Raw genomic sequence first — 25,568 nt, forward strand, 5'->3', positions numbered from 1 at the left:
TTCACCAGTCGTCACATAGAACAAAAGGAAAGGAAGGATTTGTTTTTCATTTAAAAGTAAAAAGCCTGGGATATCCCCCGGCTTTTCATTCACCTTGATGACGTTTTTTTAATACCTTTAATACATCATCAAGCGGCAATTGCTGTTCACGTAATAATACAAGAAGATGATAGAGGAGGTCAGCAGTTTCCCATTTCAATTCCTCTTGATCCCGATTTTTCGCTGCAATGATCACCTCAGACGCCTCTTCCCCTACCTTTTTCAGGATTTTATCGACCCCTTTTTCAAATAGATAGGTTGTATAAGCCCCTTCTGGCATTTCCGCCTGACGCTTTGCAATGACCTGTTCAAGTTCATTTAATATCGCAAAACGTTCCTGCTCTTCGCTCAGGCGTTTTACCCCTTCTTCCGAAAAACAGCTATAGCTGCCAGTATGGCAGGCTGGGCCGCTTGGCGCCACAAGGACAAGCAGAGCGTCCTTGTCACAGTCATATCGAATAGAAATCACTTGCTGGGTATGTCCAGAGGTGGCGCCTTTGTGCCAAAGCTCGTTTCTCGACCGGCTATAAAACCATGTTTCACCTGTCTCCAGCGTTTTTTCATAGGATTCTTGATTCATATATGCAAGCGTCAATACTTCCTTACTTTGAGCATCCTGTACAATCGCAGGAATCAGGCCTGCTTCATTAAAGGTTAATTCATTTGCCTGTTTCATCTGACCTTCACCCCGTGTTCTCTCAAATATGTCTTCACCTCATGAATGGAGGTTTCTTTATAATGGAAAATGGAGGCTGCTAATGCTGCATCAGCTTCTCCTTTTGTAAAGGCCTCGAGCATATGCTGAGCATTGCCAGCGCCGCCAGAAGCGATCACTGGCACATTGACCGCCTCTGATACAAGCTTTGTCAATCGATGGTCAAAGCCTGTCTTTTCACCATCAGCATCCATACTTGTCAGTAAAATCTCTCCTGCCCCTCTCTGCACAGCTTCCTTCGCCCAGTCGCTGACCTCTAAATCTGTTTGACGGCGTCCTCCGTGTGTATAGACCATGTATGCTTTTTTCTCTTCATCGTATTTTGCATCAATTGCAACAACGATACACTGGGAGCCAAAAAAGTCAGCACCTTCTGAAATCAGTTCTGGTCTTAACACAGCTGCTGTGTTGACAGATACTTTGTCTGCACCCGCTCTTAATATACGCTTCATGTCATCAAGGTGGTTAATCCCTCCACCCACCGTAAATGGTATCGCAAGCGTAGACGCGACTTGTTTGACCACATCCACCATCGTTTTCCGGCCTTCATGAGAAGCAGAAATATCAAGAAAGACGAGTTCATCCGCCCCTTCTTCATCATAGATCTGCGCCAATTCAACCGGATCACCAGCATCTTTTAAGCCAAGGAATTGCACCCCTTTGACAACACGACCTTCCTTCACATCAAGACATGGGATGATTCGTTTTGTCATCATATACGGTCAAGCCCTTCAAATGCTTCTGCTAAAGTAAACTGGTTTGTGTAAAGTGCCTTTCCAACGATCGCACCAGACACACCAGACTGTTTTTGCGCTGACAGCTTTTGAAGATCAGCTACTGCGCTGACACCACCTGAAGCAATCACTTGTTTGCCGGTTGCTTCTGCTAAGCGAACCGTGCTTTCTACATTGGGACCAGACAGCATGCCATCCATTTGAATATCGGTGAAAATAAAGACCTCTGCGCCTTCCTTTGCCAATTCCCTGCCGAGTTCCTCTGCCTTCACTTTAGACGTTTCAAGCCATCCTTCAGTCGATACAAAGCCGTTTCGCGCATCAATCCCAATTGCGATTTTCTCTCCATATTGCGCCAGCATTTTTTTCACAAAGGCTGGGTTAGATACAGCTGAGCTGCCGAGAATCACTCTATCTACGCCGCTCTTTAAATAAAAGGCAACGTCTTCTTCTGTCCGAATTCCGCCGCCGATTTGTACCTTCACATCTAAAGAAGAAGCAATCGCCAGCACATGCTCATGATTGACACGTTTCCCTGCTTTTGCACCATCTAGATCCACAAGATGAATCCATGCTGCTCCATCCTTCGCAAATTGCGCGGCCATGTCGAGCGGTGAATCTCCATAAATGGTTTCTTGATCATAATCTCCTTGCACAAGACGTACACATTTGCCATTTCTCATATCAATCGCTGGATATAATATAAACTCGCTCATTTGCTCACCCTCTGTTCGTTTGCTAATTGAATAAATTGTTTGAGCAGCGCCATTCCCGTTGTACTGCTTTTTTCAGGGTGAAACTGTGCACCAAGCACATTTCCCTTGCCAACAACAGCTGGTACTTGAACACCATAGTCCGCGCTTGCTAATTGCTCATCTGGATTCATATCGCTCACATAATACGAGTGAACAAAGTACGCAAATCCTTCTGGTACACCGTCAAACAATGGGGAGGGCTGATGAAATGTGAGCTCATTCCACCCCATATGAGGTACCTTCAATCTTTGCCCGTCCTGATCATGATCCTTTAAAAGAACGACACGCCCTTTTAACAGCCCCAATCCTTTTGTGAGGCCTGCCTCTTCACTTTCTTCAAATAACAGCTGCATGCCAAGGCAAATGCCGAATAACAGCTTTCCTTCCTGCACGACTTGGTGAATTAACGCCTCAAGTCCAGTCTCTTTTAACAGCTGCATTGCATCACGAAACGAACCTACTCCGGGCAATATATAAGCATCTGCTTTTTTCAGCTCCTCCACATCAGAGGAGACGATATAGCGGGCACCTGCTCGTTCCAGTGCTTTTGATACGCTGAACAAATTTCCCATTCCGTAATCAATAACTCCGATCATTAGAGCATCCCCTTTGTTGAAGGAATTCCTTTCACACGTGGATCAATGGTTGTTGCTTCATCTAAGGCACGTGCCATCGCTTTAAAAATGGCTTCAATCATATGGTGTGTATTGGTTCCGTAGTGAACAATGACATGAAGGTTGATCCGGGCTTCAAGTGCAAATTTCCACAGAAACTCATGTACTAGCTCTGTATCAAAGGTACCAACCTTTTGACTCGGAAAGGCCGCTCTCATTTCCAAATGAGGACGGTTGCTTAAGTCGACCACGACCTGGGCAAGTGTTTCATCCATCGGAACAAAGCTGGAGCCATACCGCTTAATCCCTTTTTTATCGCCTAACGCTTCCTTAAACATTTGCCCAAGTACAATGCCGATATCTTCTGTTGTGTGGTGATCATCAACATCCGTATCTCCTTTCGCATCGACGGTCAAATTAAAGTGTCCATGCTTCGTAAATAAATCAAGCATGTGCGTCATGAAAGGGACATCTGTTTGAATATCCGCTTTTCCTTCTCCATCAATTTCTAGCGCTAATGAAATGTTCGTTTCATTTGTTTTTCTCGCTGTTTTCGCCTGTCTCATTACGATTCCTCCCGCTTTCTCGCTTCAATCGACCTTGCATGTGCTTCAAGCCCTTCTAATCTGGCAAAAGCTGCAATGCTTTCCCGGTGTGTTTCAAAGGCTTCTTGACTATATGAAATAATGCTCGTTTTCTTTTGAAAATCAGTCACACCAAGCGGGCTGGAGAATCGAGCTGTTCCGTTTGTTGGCAGCACATGATTCGGCCCTGCAAAATAATCGCCCACCGGCTCTGGACTATAGCGTCCCAAGAAAATTGCGCCAGCATGCTTGATTTGACCAAGAAGTGATTCTGGGTATGCTGTCAGCACCTCTAAGTGCTCTGGTGCTAATTGATTGATGACGTCTACTGCACGATCGATTGATTCTGTCACGTAAATACGGCCATGATCTTGTATAGATTTTGCTGCGATTGATTTTCTCGGCAAAGTATCCAGCTGCTTTCGAACTTCAGCCTGCACACTTTCAGCAAGTGTCTTAGACGGTGTTACCAAAATACTAGATGCCAGCGCATCATGCTCTGCCTGTGAAAGTAAATCCGCCGCTACCTCATGCGCGACTGCTGTTTCGTCTGCTAGAACTGCAATTTCACTTGGACCTGCGATCATATCAATGTCTACCTGACCAAATACCTCCCGCTTTGCCAGCGCGACATAAATGTTGCCTGGACCTGTGATTTTATCAACAGGCTTGATGCTTTCCGTTCCATAGGCAAGTGCAGCAACCGCCTGTGCTCCGCCCATTTTATACATTTCTGAAATACCAAGCTCCTTCGCCGCAGCCAGTACAGCGTCTGAGAGACGGCCATCTTTCCCAGGGGGTGTCACAAGAACGATTCGTTCAACGCCAGCGACTAGCGCAGGAATCACATTCATTAATACAGATGATGGATAGGCAGCTGTTCCACCGGGGACATACACACCTACCGCATCAAGCGGTGTCACCTTTTGTCCAAGCATTGAGCCGTCCTTTTGGTGATAAAACCAAGAGGACGTCAGCTGGCGCTCGTGGTATGTGCGAATATTCTTGATAGCCGTTTGAATAATTTGAACCATCTCTTTGTCCAAGCGGTCACAGGCTTTTGCCATTTCATCTTCTGTGACAAGTGGATCTTCAATCAACACCCCGTCAAATTGCTTTGTAAAAGACTGTACAGCTTCATCACCATTTGTTCTCACTTCTTGTATAATGCGCTGAACAGCCTGACGCTGCTCTTCTGTTCCTGTATCTAAAGACCGTTTGAGTGAGAGAGTATCTGTCTCACCTTCTTGTAGATAGGTGATGTTCACGATGTTTCCTCCCCTTCTCCAATAATTCTTGCAAGACGCTGCGCCATTTCATCAATCACCGTATCCTTCATCCTATAGCTCACAGGATTGACAATAAAACGTGACGTGATATCACAAATATGTTCCGTTTCCACAAGTCCATTTTCTTTTAGTGTTTGACCTGTAGAGACAATATCTACAATGCGATCGGCAAGCCCAATGAGCGGTGCTAATTCTATGGAACCATTCAGCTTAATGATCTCCACCTGCTCCCCTTGCTCTCTAAAATAGGATGATGCGACATTTGGGTACTTTGTTGCCACACGCGGTGCGACACCACCCCAGCTCGCTCCTGGCAATCCAGCAACAGCTAAATGACATTTACTGATGTTTAAATCGAGCACTTCGTACACATCACGAGCTTCTTCGAGCATGACATCCTTCCCTGCAATGCCAACATCCGCCACGCCGTGCTCTACGTAGGTGGTCACATCCATTGGCTTGGCTAAAATAAAGCGGAGGTTTTCTTCTGGTACATCAATGATTAATTTTCTTGAATCCTCGAATTCCTCTGGCAGCTGGTACCCCGCCTGTCTTAACAGCCCTGCTGCTTCTTCAAATATCCGGCCCTTTGGCATCGCCATCGTCAACACTTTACCCATTCCGCTCTTCCTTTCTAGCGCCGATAAAATAAGTCACCTGTTCAAATGCCTTGGTCATCGCGTCAATATTTTCAATCCCCGCTAAGTCTTGCAGGACGATCTTTTTCCCTTTTGACCGCTCCTTTTCTGCAAAAGCAAAGGCTTCCAGTCTTTGTTCTTTACTAAAAATCACAGCCTCCTGCGGCTCAATGATTTCTTTTGCATCGAGCGCTTCAAGAAGACGGTCTAGTCGAAGTCCGAACCCTGTAGCTGGTGCAGGTGCATCAAAGTGAGCAAGCAATTGATCATATCTCCCGCCGCTTCCGATGACCGACCCAACATGATCTGCAAATACTTCAAACAAAATACCCGTATAATAGCTCATATGACTCACCATGCTTAAATCTAAACGGATATATTCTGTACAGCCGTAATCTTCAAGTGTCTCCCAAAGCGACTTTAACTGTGCGAGCACCTCTTTTCCTTCTTGTGAAACGACGATTTCCTCTGCCCGCTCTATAACCTCTTGGCCGCCTCTTAACTCTAAAAGCTGTAACAGCCTCGTTTTATCGATGGAGGAAAGCGGTAATTGTTTCACATGCTGACGGTATCCCACATAATTCTTTTCATATAAGAAGCGGCGAAGGACGTTTGCACGCTCTGTATTTCCGAGTACATCAACAAATAACGTTTCTGCTAAAGCGACATGCCCGATCGCGATTTTGAAGGACCTTAGCCCGGCATTTTTTAAGGCAAATACGGCAAGCGCGATGACTTCAGCATCTGCACTAATCGAACCATCACCAATCAATTCAATTCCGACCTGCTCAAATTCTGACGGCCTTCCGCCTTCTCTCTCCTGAGCACGGAACACATTGGCTGCATACCCAACACGAAGCGGATACGCCTGTTCATGAAGCTTAGAAGCCGCCACCCTTGCAATCGGACCTGTCATATCAGGTCTCAGTACAAGGGTTTGCCCGTTTTGATCAAGAAGCTTAAAAAGCTGTGTATCAGTAATCGCCGATTGAACACCGACTGTATCGTAAAATTCAAGCGTTGGTGTCTCCATCAAACGGAAACCCCAACCAGTCATGACCTCTGTTAAGGAATGCCTCACTTTTTTTTTCGTCTCATACAATCCAGGTAATGAATCCCGCATTCCATATGGTTTCTCAAACATAAACATGTTTCTTCCGCACCTCCAACACATTAAAACAAAAAATTCCGAATCCTTTAGTTCGCTAATATGATAATATGCTAACAAAATAAAGTGATTAAATCAATCATTTTTATTTCTCTCTATTTTCATCAACATATTCTGGAATTATTACATTCAAGTGACACCTGTGCCTTTTCTGTATGTTCGATGAAGGAACGTGCTATAATACTTAAAAATATTGAATAACACAGGAGATTAACAGTGAAGTTCATCCAGACATTCATCTTAACTTTGTTGTGCGCATGTCTTGTTTATTTCGGCTTTATATACGTTTCACAAATCGATCAAGTCAAGAAAACAGCTTCGCCGCAAAAAGCAGCAAAAGAAAACGATACGGCACTTGCAGCTGAAGAAACTCGTTCAACGAAAAAAGCAGAAACCACACATCATTCATTAAAAGGAAGCAAAAAAGCCATGGACGTCATCCTCTACAATCAAATGGATGCGCCAAGGCTTTATAACGGATGCGAAGTCACGAGCTTAGCGATGCTGCTTCATTACAACGGCTATGAGCATGTAACGAAAAACAAGTTGGCAAATGAAGTAAAACGTGTTCCGCTCAATTATGAAAATGGCTTAAAAGGAGACCCTCATGACGGGTTTGTAGGCGATATGGAGAATGGGCCGGGTCTTGGTGTTTACCACGAACCGATTTATCAGCTTGCGAAAAAATATGCAGGCGATCAAGTTGTCGACTTAACCGGAAAGCCTGTTAAAAAGGCCATCTATCAATCACTTGAAAAGGGCTATCCTGTCTGGGTGATTACGACATCCACCTTTGACAAAACAGATAACATCGAAACTTGGAATACACCGAATGGCAAAATAAATGTAAGCTTTAATATGCATAGCGTGGTCATCACAGGCTATGACAAGGAGCATGTCTACTTGAATAACCCCTATGGAGAAAAGAATCAAAAAGTCGACCGTGATCAGTTTGAAGATTCTTGGGAACAGATGGGCAGTCAGGCGATTATCATTAAAGCGTAAAAAAACAACCTCTATCCGCATAGAGGTTGTTTTTGAATGATTTATTTTTCTAATAATTCCTTCAGGCGGTCTTCAAGCTTTTCAGCTGTCATCGCACCTCCGCCCAGGCTGAAGTATTCATCCCCTCTTTTTAATAAAAGTGTAGGATAGCCGTTCACATGAAGTTGATGAACCTTCGCAAAGTCGGCATACGCATCATTCATCGCTTCTTTTGTTTTCATGCGTTCAATGACTGCGTCAGGATCAAGATGATGCGCCAAAGCGATCTCCCGATACGTTTCTTCATCACTCAGGCTTTTTCCGTCTTGATAAAAAGCCTTTTGCATCGATGAAGCCAAGTGCAATGCGCGCTCAGGTGCGATGGATCTTAATGCAGAAAAACCAATGGCCGCAGCCTCAGAGTCTAAAAGAAACGTTCCGTTTGCTAGCAGCTCCTGATAACGTTCACCAAACTCGACACCAGTCAGCTGACTAATACGCTGATTTGCTTCTGAGATGTGTGGATAATCCTTTATTGGAAGACTTCTTTCCCCTACAAATAAACCACCCGACACAAGTGTTAATGATATCTCCGGATGATTTTCATGCAAAGTGCGGATACTGTTTGAAAATCCATAACACCAGCCACAATACGCATCCCATACATAGATGAAAGACAATTCTTGCTCATTCATACGTTAGACTCCCCATTTATCATTTTTAGGCGGTCATGAAACTGATTATTCAGCTTCAGATACAACGGTAAAACGTTCTCCAACATGGGCTGCCTGCTCCACCTCATCAACCAGCGCAATGGCGTAGTCAGCATAGCTCACATAGCTGTCACCTTTAGAATTGACAATCAGATGGTCTTTCCCTTTCACGTAAGAACCTGTACGTTTGCCAGCTGGATTAAAGAACGCAGCTGGACTGAGGAAGGTCCATTTTAATCCCTCTGTCTGTTGAAGATCTTTTAGGTTTTCTCCTTGCTGTGAAGCCGTAGCAGCATATTCTTTAGGAAACTCTGGTGTGTCCACTAGTCTTGTTGTTTTCGCCTCATCTACAAATAGACTTCCTGCTCCGCCCACAACGATCAAACGAGTCTCAGGTGCCTCTTTTAAAATATCGATCAGCTTTTTCCCAGCTTCTACGTGCAGGTGCTCTTTTCCAGCAGGTGCGCCAAATGCATTTACAATCACATCAAAGCCTTTGATGTCTTCTGCTTGCAAGTGAAACACATCCTTCTCAAGAACAGCTAGTGATGAATCTGTCACCTTTTGTGCATCTCGGACGATCGCCGTTACTTCATGTCCTCTTGATTGAGCCTCTTTCACAATTTCTTGTCCTGCTTTACCTGTTGCGCCAATAACTCCAATTTTCATGTTAACTCCTCCTGCAATATGGTTTTATGTTGATAAAGAAAGGTGTAACCAATACGGTTACAACAGAGGTAAAAAAAATTGAATAGATCATCCAATTTTTTTGATTAGCACATGCGTTAGTTCACTTAATTTGATCTCAGCAAGTACTTGCTCCATCGCACTTTGAGCGCGGCATAAAATTAATTCAAGCACCGCTTGAATATTTGCACCGATCGGACAGTCAGGATTTGGGCTTTCATGAATTTGAAACAATTCTCCCTCATCCACGACTTCAACCGCTTTATACACATCGAGCAGTGTGATGTCGTCTTCACTGCGGTTCAGCTGAGAACCACCTTTGCCAAGACTCGTTGAGATTAGGCCTGCTTTTTTTAATTTACTCATAATGCGGCGGATGACCACTGGGTTTGTATTCACACTTCCTGCGATATCCTCCGATGTCTGTAATGATCCTTTTTCAAGTGATAGCAAGGCCAGAATATGGACAGCGACAGTAAATCTGCTGCTGATTTTCATGTTTTCTCACCTCTGTTGTAATCATTATAGTTACACCATGTCACATTGTCAACAAAAAAGTCTGCCGAGCTACTCAGCAGACGTAGATTGACGTGCTTCCATTTCTTCTTTCGTATAAATCATGCGCATTGGATTTCCTCCAACAAATGAGCCTGCTGGCACATCCTTATGAACAAGTGTACCAGCCGATACGATCGCACCATCCCCAATGGTCACACCAGGTAAAATAGTTGAATTAGCTCCAATTAAAACTTCATCACCAATATAGACTTCCCCAAGTCTGTACTCTTTAATCAAATACTCATGGGACAAGATGGTCGTATTATAGCCGATCACACTATTTCGACCGACAGTGATTTTCTCAGGAAACATCAGATCAACCATCACCATTAAGGCGAACGCCGTATCCTCGCCGACCTTCATACGAAGAAAGGTTCGGTATATCCAATTTTTCATTCCCATAAAAGGCGTGTACCTTGCCATTTGAATAAAAATGAAGTTTTTCACCACTTTGAAAAAGGGAACTGTCCGATAGACTTGCCGCAGTGAATTGACCCCTTTTACAGGATAACGATCTGTTTTTCTCAACTTAATCAGCTCCAACAATCGCCAGGAGATCACTCATTTTCTTCAGCATGAAATCAGGGCGATGCTTTAAAAGCGCCTCTTCTCCCTTAATAGACCAAGCAACACCTGCCGTTTTTGTCCCTGCCGCTTGACCAGACAAAATATCGTGATAATTATCACCGACCATCACCGCTTCATGCGGATCACTGCCAAGCTTTGATAATGCCAGCTGAACAGGCTCCGGATGCGGCTTCTCATTTTGCACATCATCGAGCGTCACAATGACCTCAAAGAACGGCTCTAAACCGGTCAGCTTCAATCCCATTAAAACCGTATCCCGTATCTTCGTTGTGACAATACCGAGCTTAAATCCTCGATCCTGCAGGACTTTCAATGTGTCGATAACGGTCTCATATTCAGTCACAAGCAGATCATGCTGCTTATGATTAAACGTGCGGTACATCTGAATCATATCATCCGTCAAATCAGGGTCCATCGCAGAGAATGTATCAAACAAGGACGGACCAATGAAATGAAGAATATCCTCACGGCTGTACTGACCAGGGTAATAATGATCCAGCGTATGCTGAAATGAAGCAATAATTAATTCATTTGTATTGATTAATGTGCCATCTAAATCAAATAGCACTGTGTTGATCGTCGATTCGTTCATATGGCTTCCTTTCTAACAGCTGCAAGTTCCCGCTTCCGCCAAATATAGCTAATAGCAGCTGTCAATAAAATTGCAGAAATCAGGCGGATGACAAGAAGCGGCCATACTGGAATACCAAGTGGTATAAAAATCAGCGTATCTTCGACCACCGCATGGCAGGCAACGAGGAAAATAAAGGCAAGAGTTAAGTCCTTTTTACTCACACCGTCCTCTTCCACTGCCTTCATCATCACGCCGGCTCCGTACGCCAGACCAATCGTTAATCCAGCCACCATCGTCATAGATGTATTTTCTTTCATTCCAAGCATTCTAGTAAAAGGTGACAGCCACTTAGACAGTGTATGAAGCCACCCTAAATCTCTCATGAATTGAATGATGACCATGAGAGGGATGACGATACAGGCGAGCTGGAGCACACCGAGTACAGCTTTTTGTAAAGCAAGCAGGACGATCATGTACCAGCTGGAAGGCACATCAGCCGCCTGAGCTGCCGTCAGTAGTCCATATTGCGCCGGCTCCTCGCCTCCCTGCCAAACGAGATGAATGACAATAGCCGAAATAACAGCAAGACTGATTCTGACCAACAAAATCACAGATACTCTCAGTCCAACCTTTGCTGCCACTGTCGATTCGATGATCAGGTTATGGCAAAAGGACAGCATCACTGCCAAAATAAACACTTCCTTCACAGGAAGCTCTAATGTCAAAATGGCAGCAATCCCCGCATACAAGTTCAGCATATTTCCTAATACAAGCGGAATAGCCGCTTCTCCCGAAAGACCAAACACCCCCATAAATGGCCGAATGAATTGTATGATCCAACCCATTACAGGCGTATGCTGCAAGATACTGACGAGAATGGTAACTGGAAAGATGACTTTGCCAAGTGTCCAAGTTGTCGATAGCCCTGCCTTCAAGCCGTTTTTCCATGTCTCTCCCATCTCTTATGATCCCCCCTGCTTAATTCGATGAGTTGTTCTCTTTATACGGAATCGATGCGTATCCTTTCATTCTTCTAAAGAAAATCAGTAGAACAGCCACTACGAATATCGCAATCGAAATCATCTGTGCGATTCGAAGATGCTCTGTCAGCATTAAACTGTCTGTTCTCATCCCTTCTATGAAGAAACGGCCGATTGAATACCAAATTAAATAAGACAAGAAGATTTCGCCTCTTCGCAGCGATGTTCTGCGTAGTAAAATCAATATGACAACACCGGCAAGATTCCATAATGATTCGTATAAGAACGTCGGATGATAATAGGTCCCATCAATATACATTTGATTAATGATAAACTCAGGCAGATGCAAATTTTCTAAAAAGGTTCTTGAAACCGCCTCACCGTGCGCTTCTTGGTTAATAAAGTTCCCCCAGCGCCCAATTGCCTGCGCTAGTAAAATACTAGGTGCTGCGACGTCAGCTATTTTCCAAAAGGATACCTTTCTCACTTTTGTAAAAACGATGGCTGTCAGCACGGCACCGATCAGCCCGCCGTGAATCGCAATTCCACCATTCCAAATTTTAATGATTTCGTTTGGGTGCTGCTGATAGTAATCCCATTCGAAAGATACATAATAAATTCGTGCACAAATAATCGCTATTGGAATGGCAAATAAGATTAAGTCAATAAACATATCTTTATTGATTCCTCTTTTTTCACATTCTCTCAGTGCGAGCCAGAGTCCAAGCAAGGCCCCGATCCCAATAATCACACCATACCAATGAACCGAAATAGGTCCAAGCTGAAAAGCGATCGGATCAATTGGCTGAATTGCTTCGTTCATATAGTCAACTCCTATTCATCCTGGCCATTGTCTTCAATGACATCGGCAAGTTTACTTGTAAATTGTTCTGCTGCATTATGTCCCATACGTTTCAGCCTGAAGTTCATCGCAGCCACCTCAATGATGACAGCTAAGTTTCGACCTGGCCGTACAGGGATCGTCAGCTTCGGCACATCTGTATCGATTATGCGCATTTTCTCTTCTTCAAGTCCTAAACGATCATACTGTTTGCCTTGTTCCCAAAGCTCCAGGTTCATTACAATCGTAATTCTCTTATAGCTTCTAACAGCGCCTGCTCCAAATAAGGTCATCACATTAATAATACCTAACCCGCGGATTTCTAAAAGATGTTCAATCAGCTCTGGTGCGCTCCCGACTAATGTATCCTGATCCTCTTGACGGATTTCCACACAATCGTCTGCGACAAGCCGATGTCCCCTCTTCACTAATTCTAAGGCTGTTTCACTTTTTCCTACTCCGCTTTTCCCAATTAATAATACACCTACACCATATACATCTACGAGCACACCATGAATAGCAGTCGTTGGTGCAAGCTTACTTTCTAAAAAGTTGGTCAATCGACTCGAAAGTCTTGTCGTTTTTAGGCTAGATCGTAAAACGGGCACGCCATTTTCATTTGATGCTTCGATTAATTCCTTCGGGACATCACGATCTCGTGACAAAATAATCGCAGGGGTAATATCTGTACAAAGAGACATCATTCTCTGCTTTCGTTCGCGTTCTGGGAGCTGTTCAAAAAAAGAAAGCTCTGTTTTCCCTAAAAGTTGAACTCTTTCTTTTGGGTAATATGTAAAATAACCAGCCATTTCAATACCTGGTCTGGAAAGATCACTGATTGTAATGGGACGATTAATCCCTTCTTCCCCACTTACCAGTTCAAGATGAAATTGTTCCATTATGTCCTTCGTACGAACTTTCGGCACGCTTCTTCCTCCTTTTATCACAGGCGATTCAGAAATACAGCTCTATTTTATCACTTTCAATGATGAACCCAAAACAGTATTTTATCCTGTTCCTGTTTGACCGCCCTAACTGGTATAGACAACTATACTTAAAAAGAGTAAACTTAAAGTAAAGATAACGAATAAGGGGGCTCAAACATGAGCGGTTCTTTATTGCTCTCCAATATTCATATTGTGACAAAGACAAAGATCATTGAAAACGGTTTTGTCGGTTTACGCGATGGCAAGATTGACTATATTTCAACATCTCCACCGACAGGAAATTATGAAAAAGTATATATTTCCCGGGAAAACTTTTATTTACTCCCTGGAATGATTGATATTCACATCCATGGCGGATATGGTGCAGACATGATGGATGCGACAGCAGAAGCAATGAATACACTCGCTGACAACCTTCCGTCCGAAGGAACGACAAGTTTTTTAGCGACAACCATCACACAAAACCATCATGAGATTGAGCAGGCACTTAAAAACGTCGCTCAGTGGAAACAAAGTAATGAAGAACAAGCAGGAAGTCAGGCACAATGTATAGGAATCCACCTAGAAGGTCCATTTATTTCTAAAGATAAGGCAGGGGCACAGCCTGTTCAATGGATTAAACAGCCCGATATTCCGCTTTTTAAAAAATGGCTGGATGCTTCTGAACAGCTCATTCGAATTGTCACATTTGCGCCTGAGGAAGACACAGATTTTGCTTTCCTTTCCATGTTACAGGAAATGAACATGATCCCTTCTATTGGACATACGAATGCCCATCATGACATGATGAATTTAGCAGCTAAGCATGGTGCACGCCATGTAACACACCTTTATAATGCACTGAGTTCGTTTCAGCATCGTGAACCGAATGCTGTAGGTGCTGCTCTTACGAATGAGAACCTTTATACCGAGCTGATCACAGATGGGATTCACTCCCACCCTCTTTCCATCAAGCTTGCGTATTTGGCAAAAGGAAGTGATCGTTTGATCATGATCACAGACTCAATGCGTGCAAAAGGTCTTGGGGATGGAACATACGAATTTGGCGGTCAGACGGTCACAGTCAGCGGCGAAAAAGCATTGCTGGACGATGGTACACTTGCAGGATCAATTTTGCGAATGAAAGATGGCGTCAAACGGATGAAACAGCTCACAAATTGTGAATGGACAGAGATTGCGAAGATGACCTCAACTAATGCAGCCGCTCAACTGGGTCTTGACCAACAGCTCGGTTCCATCGAAATTGGAAAAATAGCAGATTTGGTGATTTGGGATGAATCTGGTGAACTGATGATGACGATCTGCCGTGGACAAATCGTCTTTGAAAAAAAGGAGGCCAACCACTCATGAACATCATCGAATTTGAAAGCAAAGATCAATTAGGAAAAGAAGCAGCTGCCATTATTGCAAGGACAATAGCTGCTAAACCCGATGCCGTACTCGGCCTAGCAACGGGCGGTACACCTATTGAAACTTACAAAGAGTTAATTCAACTTCATCAAGCGAATCAACTGTCTTTCAAGCAAACAAAAACAATCAATTTAGATGAATATGCAGGACTCAATCCAGAACACGAAAATAGTTATATGACCTACATGAAACGTCATTTATTTGACCATATTGATCTCCCTCAGGATCAGTATTTTCTTCCAAATGGCAAAGCAGCTCATTTAGAAAAGGAATGCTTAAGATATGACCAGCTCATTGAGGATGTAGGCGGCATCGATCTTCAGCTCCTTGGAATCGGTCAAAATGGGCATATCGGTTTTAACGAACCAGGTACCCCTTTCAACTCAAAGACTCATGTTGTGCAGTTAGATGAAAACACGAGACAGGCTAACGCAAGATACTTTTCTTCTATTGATGAGGTACCTACACATGCCATCACAATGGGAATCGCGAGCATTCTTTCAAGTAAAAAGATTCTCCTTCTTGCTTCGGGAAAATCAAAAGCGAAAGTGATACAATATTTAGAACGGGCAGAGATTCATCCGGACTTCCCAGCGTCTGCACTGAAACTTCATGAAGATGTAACGGTTATGATTGATCGAGAAGCTGGATCACTACGCTAAAAACGAGAGGATTTTCACATGTTTATTGATAAGCAGTCACCTATTCCGATGTACCATCAGATTATGGAGAACTTGAAAAAGCAGATTGAGGATGGAACATTAGCACCTGATACACTCATTCCTTCTGAAAGAGAATATGCCGAACGCTTTGGTATTAGTCGAATGACTGTCAGACAAGCCTTATCGAATCTTGTGAACGAAGGATATTTGTATCGTCAAAAAGGAAAAGGCACCTTTGTTAGCCGGAAAAAATTTGAACAGCCGCTTCAAGGCTTAACAAGCTTTTCAGAGGATATGCGCCAGCGTGGGCTCAAAGCATCAAGCCAGCTGATTGACTTTAAAAAAACCGCATGTCCAGAGCACTTGCTGCCCGTCTTACAGCTGACTAATAGTGATGCTGTATTTGAACTAAAACGGATACGCCTTGCAAATGATGAACCGATGGCGATTGAAACGAGCTATATACCTGAAAGATTTGCAGGAGATTTAACAAAGGAACATTTAACTGGCTCTTTATATGAATATATTGAAACTCACACTGGCCATGTCATTGCTCATGCCAAACAGGAGCTTGAAGCCAATGTTGCCTCAAAGGAAGAAGCACACTTGCTGTCTATTCTAGCAGGAGACCCTGTACTGTCCATAACAAGAACGACTTTTTTTCAAAAAGACATTCCATTTGAGTATGTTGTTTCCGTTTATAGAGGGGATCGTTACAAGCTCATTCATACAATGGAAAGATAAACAGTGCCCCTGACACGGAGCACTGTTTTTTTATTTCCTAAGAAATTTTATTTCGTCATCATCTTTTGTATGAATTTTCCATATTGGTGAAATGGCTTTTCCTTGAAAACGATCTTTTGCTACAGTGTACCAATAATAATCTTCATTTGGCTTTAAGCCCTTCCACTCAAAGCTTGCTTTTTTGCCGCTTTTTATGCCTCGAGCCTCTCCTAGAAGAACATTCGTATACACATTGAGTTCAAAATAATTGGTTTTGACAGATTTCATTTTCGGTGTCAAATCCACATCGATTGAAAATTCATCCTGATCTCCATACGTTTTAGGATCATAAAAATGCTCTTGATTCAAGTAAGGAGAGTATGTCGTAAAGTGAAGCTGATTTTTTTCTTGATCGGCTGTTATCACCCTCATAAACCCTTGACCACCTTCAGGTCCTGACTGATAATCGGCGAGTATTTGATATACTTTCCTGTCTACTTTTCCATCATGGTCATCATCAAGCTCATCTACTTTCCTGCTTGCTCCATGATAATGGCCGCTAAATACGGCCACAATATTAGGATGACGTTTCACCACTTGGTGGAAGATGAGGTCGCCAATCGGGCTTCGGTTGCCGCTCACTAACAAATACTCATGGAAATTTAAAATGACGATACGATCTGGATGCTCAGAAATGACACGGTTTAACCAATCAATTTCATCTTGCTTAATCCCCCAGCCCATGTACACCATCATATAATCATTGCCGCCGGCAGAGATGAGATCATAATGACCTTTATTGTTTCGATAGGATTCACCATAGTAAGGCTTATCCGCAAAGCGTTTTTCCCCGAAATATTTTCCGTATTCCGCATATAAACCATCCTTGTGTCTAACATCATGATTTCCTGCTAAAACACCATAGGGAATGTGATTCTCATCTAATACACGCATAAACATATCAGCACGGTGCCATTGCTTATCCTTTGAATCATCCACAATATCGCCTGTATGGAACACATATTGAATGTTTAATTTTTCCCTTTGATCTCTGATCCATTCGACCATTTGTTTAAAGATATGAGGATAGCTCTTTGCATAATATTGAGTATCAGACATCCATATCATCTTATATGGCTTTTGCGATTTGCTGATTTCATCCTGTACTAGCAAATCAAACGTTTGATTCTTCATGTACTGTCTGACTGACAGCAGCCCTTTCAGGTAAAATTCCTTTTGATCCTTGGCAAAGTGATGAGTGATTTTATCCCACTTTTCCTGCTGGTGATTCCACGCGTACATTGTCACCTTTCTCCCTGACAAGGAACTCCCTTTCCATACAGCTTCGACGACATCCTTTTCACGTACATCATGATGGACCTTAATTTGAAAACGATGATAAGGAAAGCGCTGTAAATCCTTCGTTTCAACTGCCTTCCCATCAACAAATGCAATGCGGTTCCTTTCTTGATCAGAAAAAATCATTTCTCCTTTTTGGAGATAACTCTTAGGCGGTTCTGTCTCTGCTGCATACTTAAAAATCTTCATTGAAGGATGCAGCGATGTATATTGATAGGCACGATAAAAAGAGTAATCTAACTTATCATTCGTTGGATCCTTGGTTAGCACAGTTTGTTTTGATGATTTCATTTTCGTCTTATCTGCCACCCGCTCTGGTGTTTCAGGATGCTCATGTACCGTCTTGAACTCTTTTTTCAACGTCGACATGTTCCCCGCAGCGTCTTTTGCTTTAATTGTAAACGTGTGCTTTCCAGGCTTTAATTCACTAGAGGACGTCTGATATGGCAAAGAAACTGGTTTGCCATCTACATATGCCTTCAACTCCTCTATGTCACTCCAGCGATCCGTTACTTTTGCTTTTAATGTAAAGGCGCCTTTATATTGATCCTTTGCTTGTACGTTGGTCTTAATTCTCGGCCCAGTGTTATCAACTTTCACACGTACTGAAGCGTGCTCGTCTGAGGTTTTGGCCTCAATCAGGTGCGGCCCTTCTTTCAGCCTTTTTGTGTCCCACTTTATATAGGTTGAAATATACGCCTCTTTTGGAATTTCAAATTGAAACGTTCTCACCTTTTTTGCGTTCCCGCTGTCTCCCATTCTCCATTCTTTTTGCGGCTTCGCATTGATTGGCGGAATTTGTGTTCCATTTGATAAAATCATCCTGACGTTTTTCAATTCAAAATCATCATGATTCTCTCCAGGCAGCCGGTCCACCGGAGAAGACTTTGTGCCAGCGTGAAAAGAGATCGTTTGGAGACCTGCCTTTTTTATCTCTTCTTCGGGTATTGGCATTGTATAGGTACGGTACACTTTTGTCGAATCATCAAAAATAGAAAGTAAACGCCTACCTATAGACACACCATTTTTAAAATATAAATTTGTTCCTTTGACATCAAATGCGATATATGGATCTGCTTCAAGGGCAGAGGATACTTGCTGATTCCGTTTTCCATCTATCCGTAATTCGATGCTTTTTTTCTGATCAGACGTTGCCTTTAATGAAAATAAACCTGATACCGTATCTCCCTCTTCTACATTGAATCGCAGACCGTGGGCTTTACTGACTTGTTCCACATCAATCGTTTTTTTCAACGTCTTGGCTTCATTTTCGCCGTCTGACGCTTCAAGCTGATACTCCAATTGTTCTTTCCCAATCAACTCAGGTGAATAAATAATATGATGAAATAGCCGGTCATTATGGTCTTTTTGCAGCAGTATTTCCTTAAACGGATCTTTTCGATTCGTTCGATAGCGCAGCTTGACGGTTTTTACGGCCTGATCATCTTGGACATCTGCTTTAATCTCTACACTTTCAGTTGGTTTCACCGGTTTCCTTACCGTCATATCTTCAATCACAGGTTTATGGATATCTTGAGAAATTTCCTTTTTTTCCGATGGAATTTGTGCTTTTAGCACTTTACCTGGAGTGGGTTCTTCCTCAATTTTCGAAATCAGCTTCGTCTGCGTCGTACCATCCATTGGATACTTAAACAGCAAGGATTTATGCTCACTAAACCATGATGGCTTCAAACGAAATGCGGCAGAAGAAATCTCTTCACCTATATTTGTTGTGATCGAAACAAGACGAGATTTTGAGTTGGACAGCCCTTTGCTCTCGATAATGGATAGATGCTCGCCCTCTTTTAATTGGCTTTTGTACATGGCATTAAAGTCCGCTGCCGTTAAATGCTCCTGCCCTTTTTTTCTCAGCCAGAATACATAAGGTTTTCCAGGTGAAATGGTGACTGGATTTGTGTGAAAGGAATATACATCATCCATTTCAATTCCCTGTGCAGGATTGCGGTAGCGGAGCTGATAATGTTTAAGAGAGATAGGCGCCTGTGTCGTGTTATACACTTCGATAAACTCAAAAGCATCTTTGCCTTTTCGGTTTTTTGAATTGACGACAATTTCTGTGATGAATAAGTCCGGAATATGTGAAAGATCTTCTTCAAATCCATTTAAATGAACCGATTTCTCAGCCGTTTTGATGACTGATTTTTGCGTAAGGAACTCTGTATAGTAACGAACAGTTGGATTCCATAATTGATCTGGCGGAATTTTCGCTGTAAATTCTGGCTTCATCCCTGGCAGCCGTTCCATTGGAATCAAGCGATACCCCAGTTCATCACTTTGTTTATAATACAAGTTCGCAGACAAAATCTGTTCTTGGTCACTAATGGACGCACGAAACTGTAGATCATGGCTTTTTCCTAGAACCGGGCGGACGTCCACATGAAATTGGTCAAAGATAAAAGGCGAAAAAGGCTTGTCCGGTACATTCACTTCTGTTTGAAGAAAAGGTCCTGCTGAAGCAGGCTGACTGAAACAAAAAAGAATGATAAAAAAACATAAAAGCATGATTTGTCTGCTCACGTTCACCATCTTGCACCGCCTCCCTTCGGATATTGTGTCTCCTGAAGGTCGTTTTTATGTCAGATGGAACGGAGAAACGATGCAAATTTGCACAAAAAAACCGTTAGCTTTTTTTCGCTAACGGCTCTACAATTCCTTTTTGTATCAACAGGTGGAAAATGGATAAAATGACAGCCATCCAAATGGCCGTTCCGAATCCATCAATGTTAAAGCTATCTCCCATAAAGCTCGATGTCATCATGAGTGTAATCGCATTGATGACAAATAAGAACAATCCTAGTGAAAGAACGGTCACTGGAAGCGTTAAAATGATCAAAAACGGCTTCACTAAAATATTGAGCAAGGACAAAATGATACTTGCCACAATGGCTGCGCCAAAACCTTCAATATACACGCTCCCGAGTCCAGGCAGAATGCCCGAATCAAAATATCCAGCAATGACGATTAAAAGTAATGCATTTACTAAAATACTGACGATCCATCTAAGCATTTATTTAGTGCCTTCTTCCGGAACAACAAAATACCAGATGAAGTAGATCAGGAAGATCGGCATAAATGCTGTCAAAAATCCGATGATGACGGTTAAAATGCGAAGCAGGGATGCATCCACACCTAAATATTCCGCAAGTCCACCAACAACACCCGCTATTTTTTTATCTGTTGCTGAACGATAAAGCTTCTTCATGTAGAATCACTCCTTGTCTGATTGGTGCTTTACTTGTATTGAGCCTGTTTTTGTTTCTGCAAAAATGGATATACTGTGCACCGCTTGTTGATTGGCTTTGATCATTTTCTCTTTTTGTAATGTTTCATTTTTCTCTTTAATCATCTCTGCATCAAGTAAATCGTGAGAGATAGACCCGAGATTGCTTTTCAGCTCAGCGGTCACTGCACAAGCACGCGGGATTTGAACGTCCACACTGCCTGTTGTCGTTTTCGCATAGATGGAACGGCACTTTTCATCTGACAGCTGAACAGCAATATTTCCATTAAAGCTTTGGGCATCAATTGATTCACTTTTCCCACGCAGGTCTATGAGCCCATTGATGGTTTCTACCTCAATCATACCACACTCATGATCTGCCAGTTTGATTTGTCCGTTTGCTGTTTCAATTCCGACTTTTTCTGCTTGTAACGAAGCAAAAGAGACAACCCCATTTGTCGTTTTCGCGGCAAGTTCTTTTGTCTTTAGCTTTTCCCCGCGAATCGGTCCATTAAACAGCTTGACCTTAATCTTATCGTATTGGATACGAGGTACGTATAATGTAACATTGACTTTCATCGTCTTCTTTTCGGTTCGAATAAAAAATTTATCTCCTTCAAGCCCGCAGTCCAATTGATTGAGAAATTGCTGTCTTGCCTGCTCTCCATCCTCTGCACGGTAGATTTTCGCATGGCACTCAGCTCGAATATCTCGATCGTCCCAAGGCATCACGTTGAGACTGCCGTTCGCCAATTGAATATCTAAATGAGAAAGCGATGCATCTTTGAACTGAAAAATGTGCTCAACATCAACTGACTGTCCAAAGTTCAAATCAAGATCCACGTCTTTTACCTTTTTCACCGCAGAATCTAACCAGCCAAACAGCTTTGCACCAAGATTTTCGGTACCATTTCCTTTGCTCTCTGCTCCAGCTTTTTCTTCATGAAAGCTGTGATCAGCCGTAGACTTTTCTAATGAGACTGACTGACCTTCTTCTAGTTTTTCCAGCAGCGTAATTGCTTCTTTTGCTGATAATACTCCGTCTTCTACTAATTTTAAAATTCGTTCTTTTTCATTCATACAAAGCCCTCCTAAGATTTGATGGATTGAAGTACTTTAATACCTTGAATGATATTCCAAATGACAGAGATCAAAAAGCCAATAACTACTAAAAAAGACAAGATGAACACCGTCATGACTGGAATGAGCGAGTCGCCTGCCTGTGTCGCCAATAAAAATGGGATAGACCCAAAAACCAACAGAATGCACGCTGCGACTGGCAAAAGATGTGACCATAATGCCCGCATCGCGTGCCGCTTCGTTTCCTTTTGATCTACTACAAAAAACGCCACGATCGGTACGATAAACGGCATAAACAATACACTAAAATAACAAATAGAAGCAATAATCGACTGATCTCTATTCATATATATTCGCTCCTTCATAACGAAAATTCCTTTCTAACTCATACGTTTATTGCGTATAAAAAGTTTCAAAATCATTCGATTTACATATGACCTTAGACACAAATTATTTCTTTTTGCACCTAAGAGTAGATTCTTCACAGATTACCCTTTAAAATATGTTGAAAAGATGGTGATTATCATTATAGGGGGTAATTATTTTGACAGATCATCATAATTCAAACCACACGGCTCAAACGCTTTTAGACCTTATACAGAAACAAAAAAGCATGAACAGCGATATGATCAAGGAGCTTGAGACCATTCATCCGTCTCATCCAAAGTATGGTGATATCCGTTATTTAAAGGTACTGCTCGACAGCAGCAGCACCCATATTTTAAAGGATTTAACGCACCTCAGTAATTTAATGCCGAAGGAAGATGTGCAATAAAAGAAAACCCCTCTTATCGAGGGGTTTTCTTTATGAAGAAGTCACACTTTCCGTTTCTTTAACCAGTTGTTTCATGCGTTTACGGTCACGCTCTAAAATAGGCTTCAAGTATTTTCCTGTGTAAGATGCTTCTTCTTTTGCAATGTGCTCAGGAGTGCCAGAGGCAATGATCGTTCCGCCGCCTGCACCGCCTTCTGGTCCGAGATCAACAAGGTAATCAGCAGCCTTGATAATATCAAGGTTGTGCTCAATGACCAACACCGTATCTCCATTTTCAACCAAACGCTGAAGCACTTTTAATAAACGGGCAATATCATCCACATGCAAACCTGTTGTCGGCTCGTCCAAAATATAAAGAGACCTTCCGTTTGAACGGCGGTGAAGCTCAGATGCCAATTTCACGCGCTGCGCCTCTCCTCCGGACAATGTCGTTGCAGGCTGTCCAAGTGTAATGTATCCTAGCCCCACATCATAAATCGTTTGAAGCTTCCGCTTAATTTTCGGGATATTCTCGAAAAATTGGAGTGCATCCTCCACGGTCATTTCAAGCACATCAGCAATGTTTTTTCCTTTATATGTGACCTCGAGTGTTTCGCGGTTATAACGTTTCCCGTGACACACTTCACAAGGCACATACACATCTGGCAAAAAGTGCATTTCAATTTTAATGATGCCATCCCCGCGGCACGCCTCACAGCGGCCGCCTTTGACGTTAAAGCTGAATCTGCCTTTTTTATAGCCTCGTACCTTTGCTTCGTTGGTTTGTGCAAACACATCCCGCACATCATCAAAGACACCTGTATACGTGGCAGGGTTGGATCTTGGTGTACGGCCAATTGGAGATTGATCAATATCAATGACCTTATCTAAATGATCCATTCCTTTAATTTCTTTGTGCTGCCCTGGCTTCGCTTTCGCTCTGTGCAATTTTTGCGAAAGTGATTTTAATAGAATTTCATTCACAAGCGTACTTTTCCCTGAGCCGGATACTCCGGTCACAGCTGTAAAGACGCCCAGAGGAAACTTCGCATTCACGTTTTTCAGGTTGTTTTCTTTTGCACCTTTTATCTCAATATAGCGGCCGTCAGGCTTTCTTCTCTCAATTGGCAGCGGGATAAATTTCTCACCAGATAAATATTGTCCTGTTAAGGATTTCGGGTCCTTCATGACTTCTTCTGGCGTTCCAGCTGAAATCACTTCTCCTCCATGAACTCCTGCTCCAGGTCCAATATCTATTAAATAATCAGCGGCAAGCATGGTATCTTCATCATGCTCGACGACAATCAGTGTGTTCCCGATGTCGCGCATGTTTTTCAACGTCCCAATCAACCGGTCATTATCGCGCTGATGCAGACCAATGGATGGTTCATCTAATATATAAAGAACACCTGTCAGCCTTGACCCGATTTGAGTGGCCAGACGAATCCGCTGCGCTTCTCCACCTGATAGTGTGCCAGCTGACCGGCTCAAATTCAGATAATCTAATCCCACATTATTTAAGAAAGACAAGCGCTCTTTGATTTCACGCAAAATGAGCTGGGCAATCTGCAAATCTTTCTCAGACAACTCGATTTTTTCATAGAAATCAAGGGCATCAGAGACAGACAAATCGGTGATTTCTCCGATATGCTTGCCATTGATGAGAACCGCCAGCGTTTCTTTTTTCAGACGATATCCTTTACATGTCGGACATGGCTGATTCGCCATATATTTTTCCATTTGCTCACGAATATAATCAGAGCTGGTTTCTTTATAGCGTCGTTCAATATTACGAAGAACACCTTCAAACTCAATTTCATTTTCACGTACCTGTCCAAAATCATTTTCGTATTTAAAATAAATCCGTTCAGATCCGCTTCCATATAAAATTTTATCGAATAAATGCGATGGGATATCTTTCACAGGAATGTCCATGTCGATGCCATAATGTGTACATACGGCCTCAAGAAGCTGCGGATAGTATTGCGAGCTTTGCGGCTCCCATGGTGCAATGGCATGCTGCCGTAAAGTTAAATCCTTATTAGGAATGACAAGCTCAGGGTCGACTTCTAGTTTGGAACCGAGTCCATCACAGCTCGGGCAGGCACCAAAAGGACTATTAAATGAAAACATTCTCGGCTCAAGTTCACCAATAGAGAACCCGCAATGCGGACAAGCATGATGTTCGCTGAATAACAGCTCTTCTTGTCCAATCACATCAATCATCACTCGGCCTTCACCCAGCCGCAGCGCGGTTTCAAGTGAGTCAGACAGACGAGCAGCCACGCCTTCCTTCACCACGATACGATCAATCACCACTTCAATGGAATGCTTCTTGTTCTTTTCAAGCTCGATATCTTCTGAAAGGTCTTCCATCTCTCCATCGACTCTCACTCGCACATAGCCCTGCTTCCGAATTTGATCAAGTACTTTCACATGTGTTCCTTTGCGGCCGGAAACAACTGGCGCAAGCACTTGTAATTTCGTTCTTTCAGGATACTCTAAAATACGATCTGTCATCTGCTCAATCGTTTGTGACGTAATTTCAATCCCATGTATAGGGCAAATCGGTTTTCCGACTCGAGCATACAAGAGACGCAAATAATCATAAATTTCAGTGACAGTACCAACTGTTGATCTAGGGTTTCGGCTCGTCGTTTTCTGGTCAATACTAATCGCCGGAGAAAGACCTTCGATGGCATCTACATCCGGTTTATCCATTTGCCCAAGAAATTGGCGTGCATACGCTGAAAGAGATTCAACGTACCTGCGCTGACCTTCTGCATAAATCGTATCAAAGGCAAGCGACGATTTTCCTGAACCAGATAATCCCGTAATGACCACTAGCTGGTCACGCGGGATATTCACATCAATATTTTTAAGGTTGTGGGCTCTAGCACCTTTCACCTCTATTCGCTCCATAGCCATCAG

At 42.8% G+C, this 25,568-nt stretch carries 27 protein-coding genes; 5 read left to right on the plus strand and 22 right to left on the minus strand.

Going from position 1 to position 25,568, the window contains the following annotated elements; all coding sequences use genetic code 11:
* Positions 1-85: 85 nt before the first annotated feature.
* From hisIE to MHH65_RS16315, 8 genes are read right to left on the minus strand one after another with little or no spacing between them, the layout of a single operon-like run.
* Positions 86-715, minus strand: a complete 630-nt coding sequence (hisIE, locus tag MHH65_RS16280; protein WP_024423556.1) for a bifunctional phosphoribosyl-AMP cyclohydrolase/phosphoribosyl-ATP diphosphatase HisIE — start codon at positions 713-715, stop codon at positions 86-88.
* A complete protein-coding gene (gene hisF / locus MHH65_RS16285; protein WP_034281034.1) occupies positions 712-1,470 on the minus strand; it encodes an imidazole glycerol phosphate synthase subunit HisF in 759 nt (252 codons plus the stop codon). Before hisF ends, hisIE begins: the two co-directional genes overlap by 4 nt.
* The gene (gene hisA, locus MHH65_RS16290) at positions 1,467-2,204 is read right to left on the minus strand and encodes a 1-(5-phosphoribosyl)-5-[(5-phosphoribosylamino)methylideneamino]imidazole-4-carboxamide isomerase (protein ID WP_098677519.1); all 738 of its coding nucleotides are present in this window, start codon (positions 2,202-2,204) and stop codon (positions 1,467-1,469) included. The genes hisF and hisA overlap by 4 nt, the downstream gene beginning before the upstream one ends.
* The gene (gene hisH / locus MHH65_RS16295; protein ID WP_268412596.1) at positions 2,201-2,839 is read right to left on the minus strand and encodes an imidazole glycerol phosphate synthase subunit HisH; all 639 of its coding nucleotides are present in this window, start codon (positions 2,837-2,839) and stop codon (positions 2,201-2,203) included. The genes hisA and hisH overlap by 4 nt, the downstream gene beginning before the upstream one ends.
* Positions 2,839-3,423: an imidazoleglycerol-phosphate dehydratase HisB gene (gene hisB / locus MHH65_RS16300; RefSeq protein ID WP_024423560.1), complete on the minus strand. Its 585-nt coding sequence runs from the start codon at positions 3,421-3,423 to the stop codon at positions 2,839-2,841. The genes hisH and hisB overlap by 1 nt, the downstream gene beginning before the upstream one ends.
* Positions 3,423-4,703 carry a histidinol dehydrogenase gene (gene hisD, locus MHH65_RS16305; protein WP_176544476.1) on the minus strand — a complete coding sequence of 427 codons (1,281 nt, stop codon included), beginning with the start codon at positions 4,701-4,703 and terminating at the stop codon, positions 3,423-3,425. Before hisD ends, hisB begins: the two co-directional genes overlap by 1 nt.
* A 2-nt stretch (positions 4,704-4,705) precedes the next feature.
* Positions 4,706-5,350, minus strand: a complete 645-nt coding sequence (gene hisG, locus MHH65_RS16310) for an ATP phosphoribosyltransferase (RefSeq protein WP_024423562.1) — start codon at positions 5,348-5,350, stop codon at positions 4,706-4,708.
* Complete coding sequence (locus MHH65_RS16315; RefSeq protein ID WP_044334248.1) at positions 5,343-6,518, minus strand: ATP phosphoribosyltransferase regulatory subunit; 1,176 nt, start codon at positions 6,516-6,518, stop codon at positions 5,343-5,345. The genes hisG and MHH65_RS16315 overlap by 8 nt, the downstream gene beginning before the upstream one ends.
* Before the next feature lie 234 nt (positions 6,519-6,752).
* Here MHH65_RS16315 and MHH65_RS16320 point away from each other — a divergent pair, with 234 nt between their 5' ends.
* Positions 6,753-7,541, plus strand: a complete 789-nt coding sequence (locus tag MHH65_RS16320) for a C39 family peptidase (RefSeq protein WP_251232423.1) — start codon at positions 6,753-6,755, stop codon at positions 7,539-7,541.
* A gap of 41 nt (positions 7,542-7,582) precedes the next feature.
* Here the strand turns inward: MHH65_RS16320 and MHH65_RS16325 are convergent, their stop codons facing one another.
* From MHH65_RS16325 to hprK, 8 genes are all read right to left on the minus strand, one after another.
* The gene (locus MHH65_RS16325; RefSeq protein WP_061110126.1) at positions 7,583-8,215 is read right to left on the minus strand and encodes a DsbA family protein; all 633 of its coding nucleotides are present in this window, start codon (positions 8,213-8,215) and stop codon (positions 7,583-7,585) included.
* 45 nt (positions 8,216-8,260) lie between these two features.
* Entirely contained in the window at positions 8,261-8,902 is a 642-nt protein-coding gene (locus MHH65_RS16330) for an NAD(P)-dependent oxidoreductase (RefSeq protein ID WP_098677517.1), read from the minus strand.
* An 87-nt stretch (positions 8,903-8,989) separates the two neighbouring features.
* Entirely contained in the window at positions 8,990-9,418 is a 429-nt protein-coding gene (locus MHH65_RS16335) for an Rrf2 family transcriptional regulator (protein ID WP_024423567.1), read from the minus strand.
* A 69-nt stretch (positions 9,419-9,487) separates the two neighbouring features.
* Positions 9,488-10,006 carry an acyltransferase gene (locus MHH65_RS16340; protein ID WP_024423568.1) on the minus strand — a complete coding sequence of 173 codons (519 nt, stop codon included), beginning with the start codon at positions 10,004-10,006 and terminating at the stop codon, positions 9,488-9,490.
* 1 nt (position 10,007) lies between these two features.
* The gene (ppaX, locus tag MHH65_RS16345; protein WP_024423569.1) at positions 10,008-10,658 is read right to left on the minus strand and encodes a pyrophosphatase PpaX; all 651 of its coding nucleotides are present in this window, start codon (positions 10,656-10,658) and stop codon (positions 10,008-10,010) included.
* Complete coding sequence (locus MHH65_RS16350) at positions 10,655-11,599, minus strand: nucleoside recognition domain-containing protein (RefSeq protein ID WP_034281047.1); 945 nt, start codon at positions 11,597-11,599, stop codon at positions 10,655-10,657. The genes ppaX and MHH65_RS16350 overlap by 4 nt, the downstream gene beginning before the upstream one ends.
* 19 nt (positions 11,600-11,618) lie before the next feature.
* Positions 11,619-12,443: a prolipoprotein diacylglyceryl transferase gene (gene lgt / locus MHH65_RS16355; protein ID WP_098677515.1), complete on the minus strand. Its 825-nt coding sequence runs from the start codon at positions 12,441-12,443 to the stop codon at positions 11,619-11,621.
* A gap of 11 nt (positions 12,444-12,454) precedes the next feature.
* Entirely contained in the window at positions 12,455-13,387 is a 933-nt protein-coding gene (gene hprK, locus MHH65_RS16360) for an HPr(Ser) kinase/phosphatase (RefSeq protein WP_024423572.1), read from the minus strand.
* 177 nt (positions 13,388-13,564) lie between these two features.
* On the opposite strand from hprK, the gene nagA reads away from it, so the two are divergent.
* Genes nagA through MHH65_RS16375 form a run of 3 tightly spaced genes read left to right on the plus strand, consistent with a single transcriptional unit; the run spans position 13,565 to position 16,224 of the window.
* On the plus strand, positions 13,565-14,758 hold the full coding sequence (gene nagA / locus MHH65_RS16365) for an N-acetylglucosamine-6-phosphate deacetylase (protein WP_098677514.1): 1,194 nt from the start codon (positions 13,565-13,567) through the stop codon (positions 14,756-14,758).
* Positions 14,755-15,480, plus strand: coding sequence for a glucosamine-6-phosphate deaminase (gene nagB / locus MHH65_RS16370; RefSeq protein ID WP_034281053.1), 726 nt, complete (start codon positions 14,755-14,757; stop codon positions 15,478-15,480). Before nagA ends, nagB begins: the two co-directional genes overlap by 4 nt.
* A gap of 18 nt (positions 15,481-15,498) precedes the next feature.
* A complete protein-coding gene (locus MHH65_RS16375; RefSeq protein ID WP_065214814.1) occupies positions 15,499-16,224 on the plus strand; it encodes a GntR family transcriptional regulator in 726 nt (241 codons plus the stop codon).
* A gap of 30 nt (positions 16,225-16,254) precedes the next feature.
* On the opposite strand, the gene MHH65_RS16380 is transcribed toward MHH65_RS16375, so the two are convergent.
* The 5 genes from MHH65_RS16380 to MHH65_RS16400 form a co-directional block, all read right to left on the minus strand.
* Complete coding sequence (locus MHH65_RS16380; protein ID WP_098677513.1) at positions 16,255-20,109, minus strand: metallophosphoesterase; 3,855 nt, start codon at positions 20,107-20,109, stop codon at positions 16,255-16,257.
* Between the two features lie 94 nt (positions 20,110-20,203).
* The gene (locus MHH65_RS16385; RefSeq protein ID WP_024423577.1) at positions 20,204-20,590 is read right to left on the minus strand and encodes a phage holin family protein; all 387 of its coding nucleotides are present in this window, start codon (positions 20,588-20,590) and stop codon (positions 20,204-20,206) included.
* Positions 20,591-20,785 carry a PspC domain-containing protein gene (locus MHH65_RS16390; RefSeq protein WP_024427656.1) on the minus strand — a complete coding sequence of 65 codons (195 nt, stop codon included), beginning with the start codon at positions 20,783-20,785 and terminating at the stop codon, positions 20,591-20,593.
* Positions 20,786-20,791: 6 nt separating this feature from the next.
* Entirely contained in the window at positions 20,792-21,883 is a 1,092-nt protein-coding gene (locus MHH65_RS16395; protein ID WP_034281057.1) for a DUF4097 domain-containing protein, read from the minus strand.
* Between the two features lie 11 nt (positions 21,884-21,894).
* On the minus strand, positions 21,895-22,230 hold the full coding sequence (locus MHH65_RS16400; RefSeq protein WP_081124890.1) for a DUF4870 domain-containing protein: 336 nt from the start codon (positions 22,228-22,230) through the stop codon (positions 21,895-21,897).
* A gap of 197 nt (positions 22,231-22,427) precedes the next feature.
* Here MHH65_RS16400 and MHH65_RS16405 point away from each other — a divergent pair, with 197 nt between their 5' ends.
* Positions 22,428-22,658: a hypothetical protein gene (locus MHH65_RS16405; protein ID WP_034281058.1), complete on the plus strand. Its 231-nt coding sequence runs from the start codon at positions 22,428-22,430 to the stop codon at positions 22,656-22,658.
* 30 nt (positions 22,659-22,688) lie between these two features.
* Here the strand turns inward: MHH65_RS16405 and uvrA are convergent, their stop codons facing one another.
* A complete protein-coding gene (gene uvrA, locus MHH65_RS16410; protein WP_025093988.1) occupies positions 22,689-25,565 on the minus strand; it encodes an excinuclease ABC subunit UvrA in 2,877 nt (958 codons plus the stop codon).
* Positions 25,566-25,568 lie beyond the last annotated feature (3 nt).

It is taken from the genome of Bacillus sp. FSL L8-0654, from assembly GCF_038629965.1.
In the GTDB taxonomy this organism is placed as follows: domain Bacteria; phylum Bacillota; class Bacilli; order Bacillales; family Bacillaceae; genus Bacillus; species Bacillus safensis.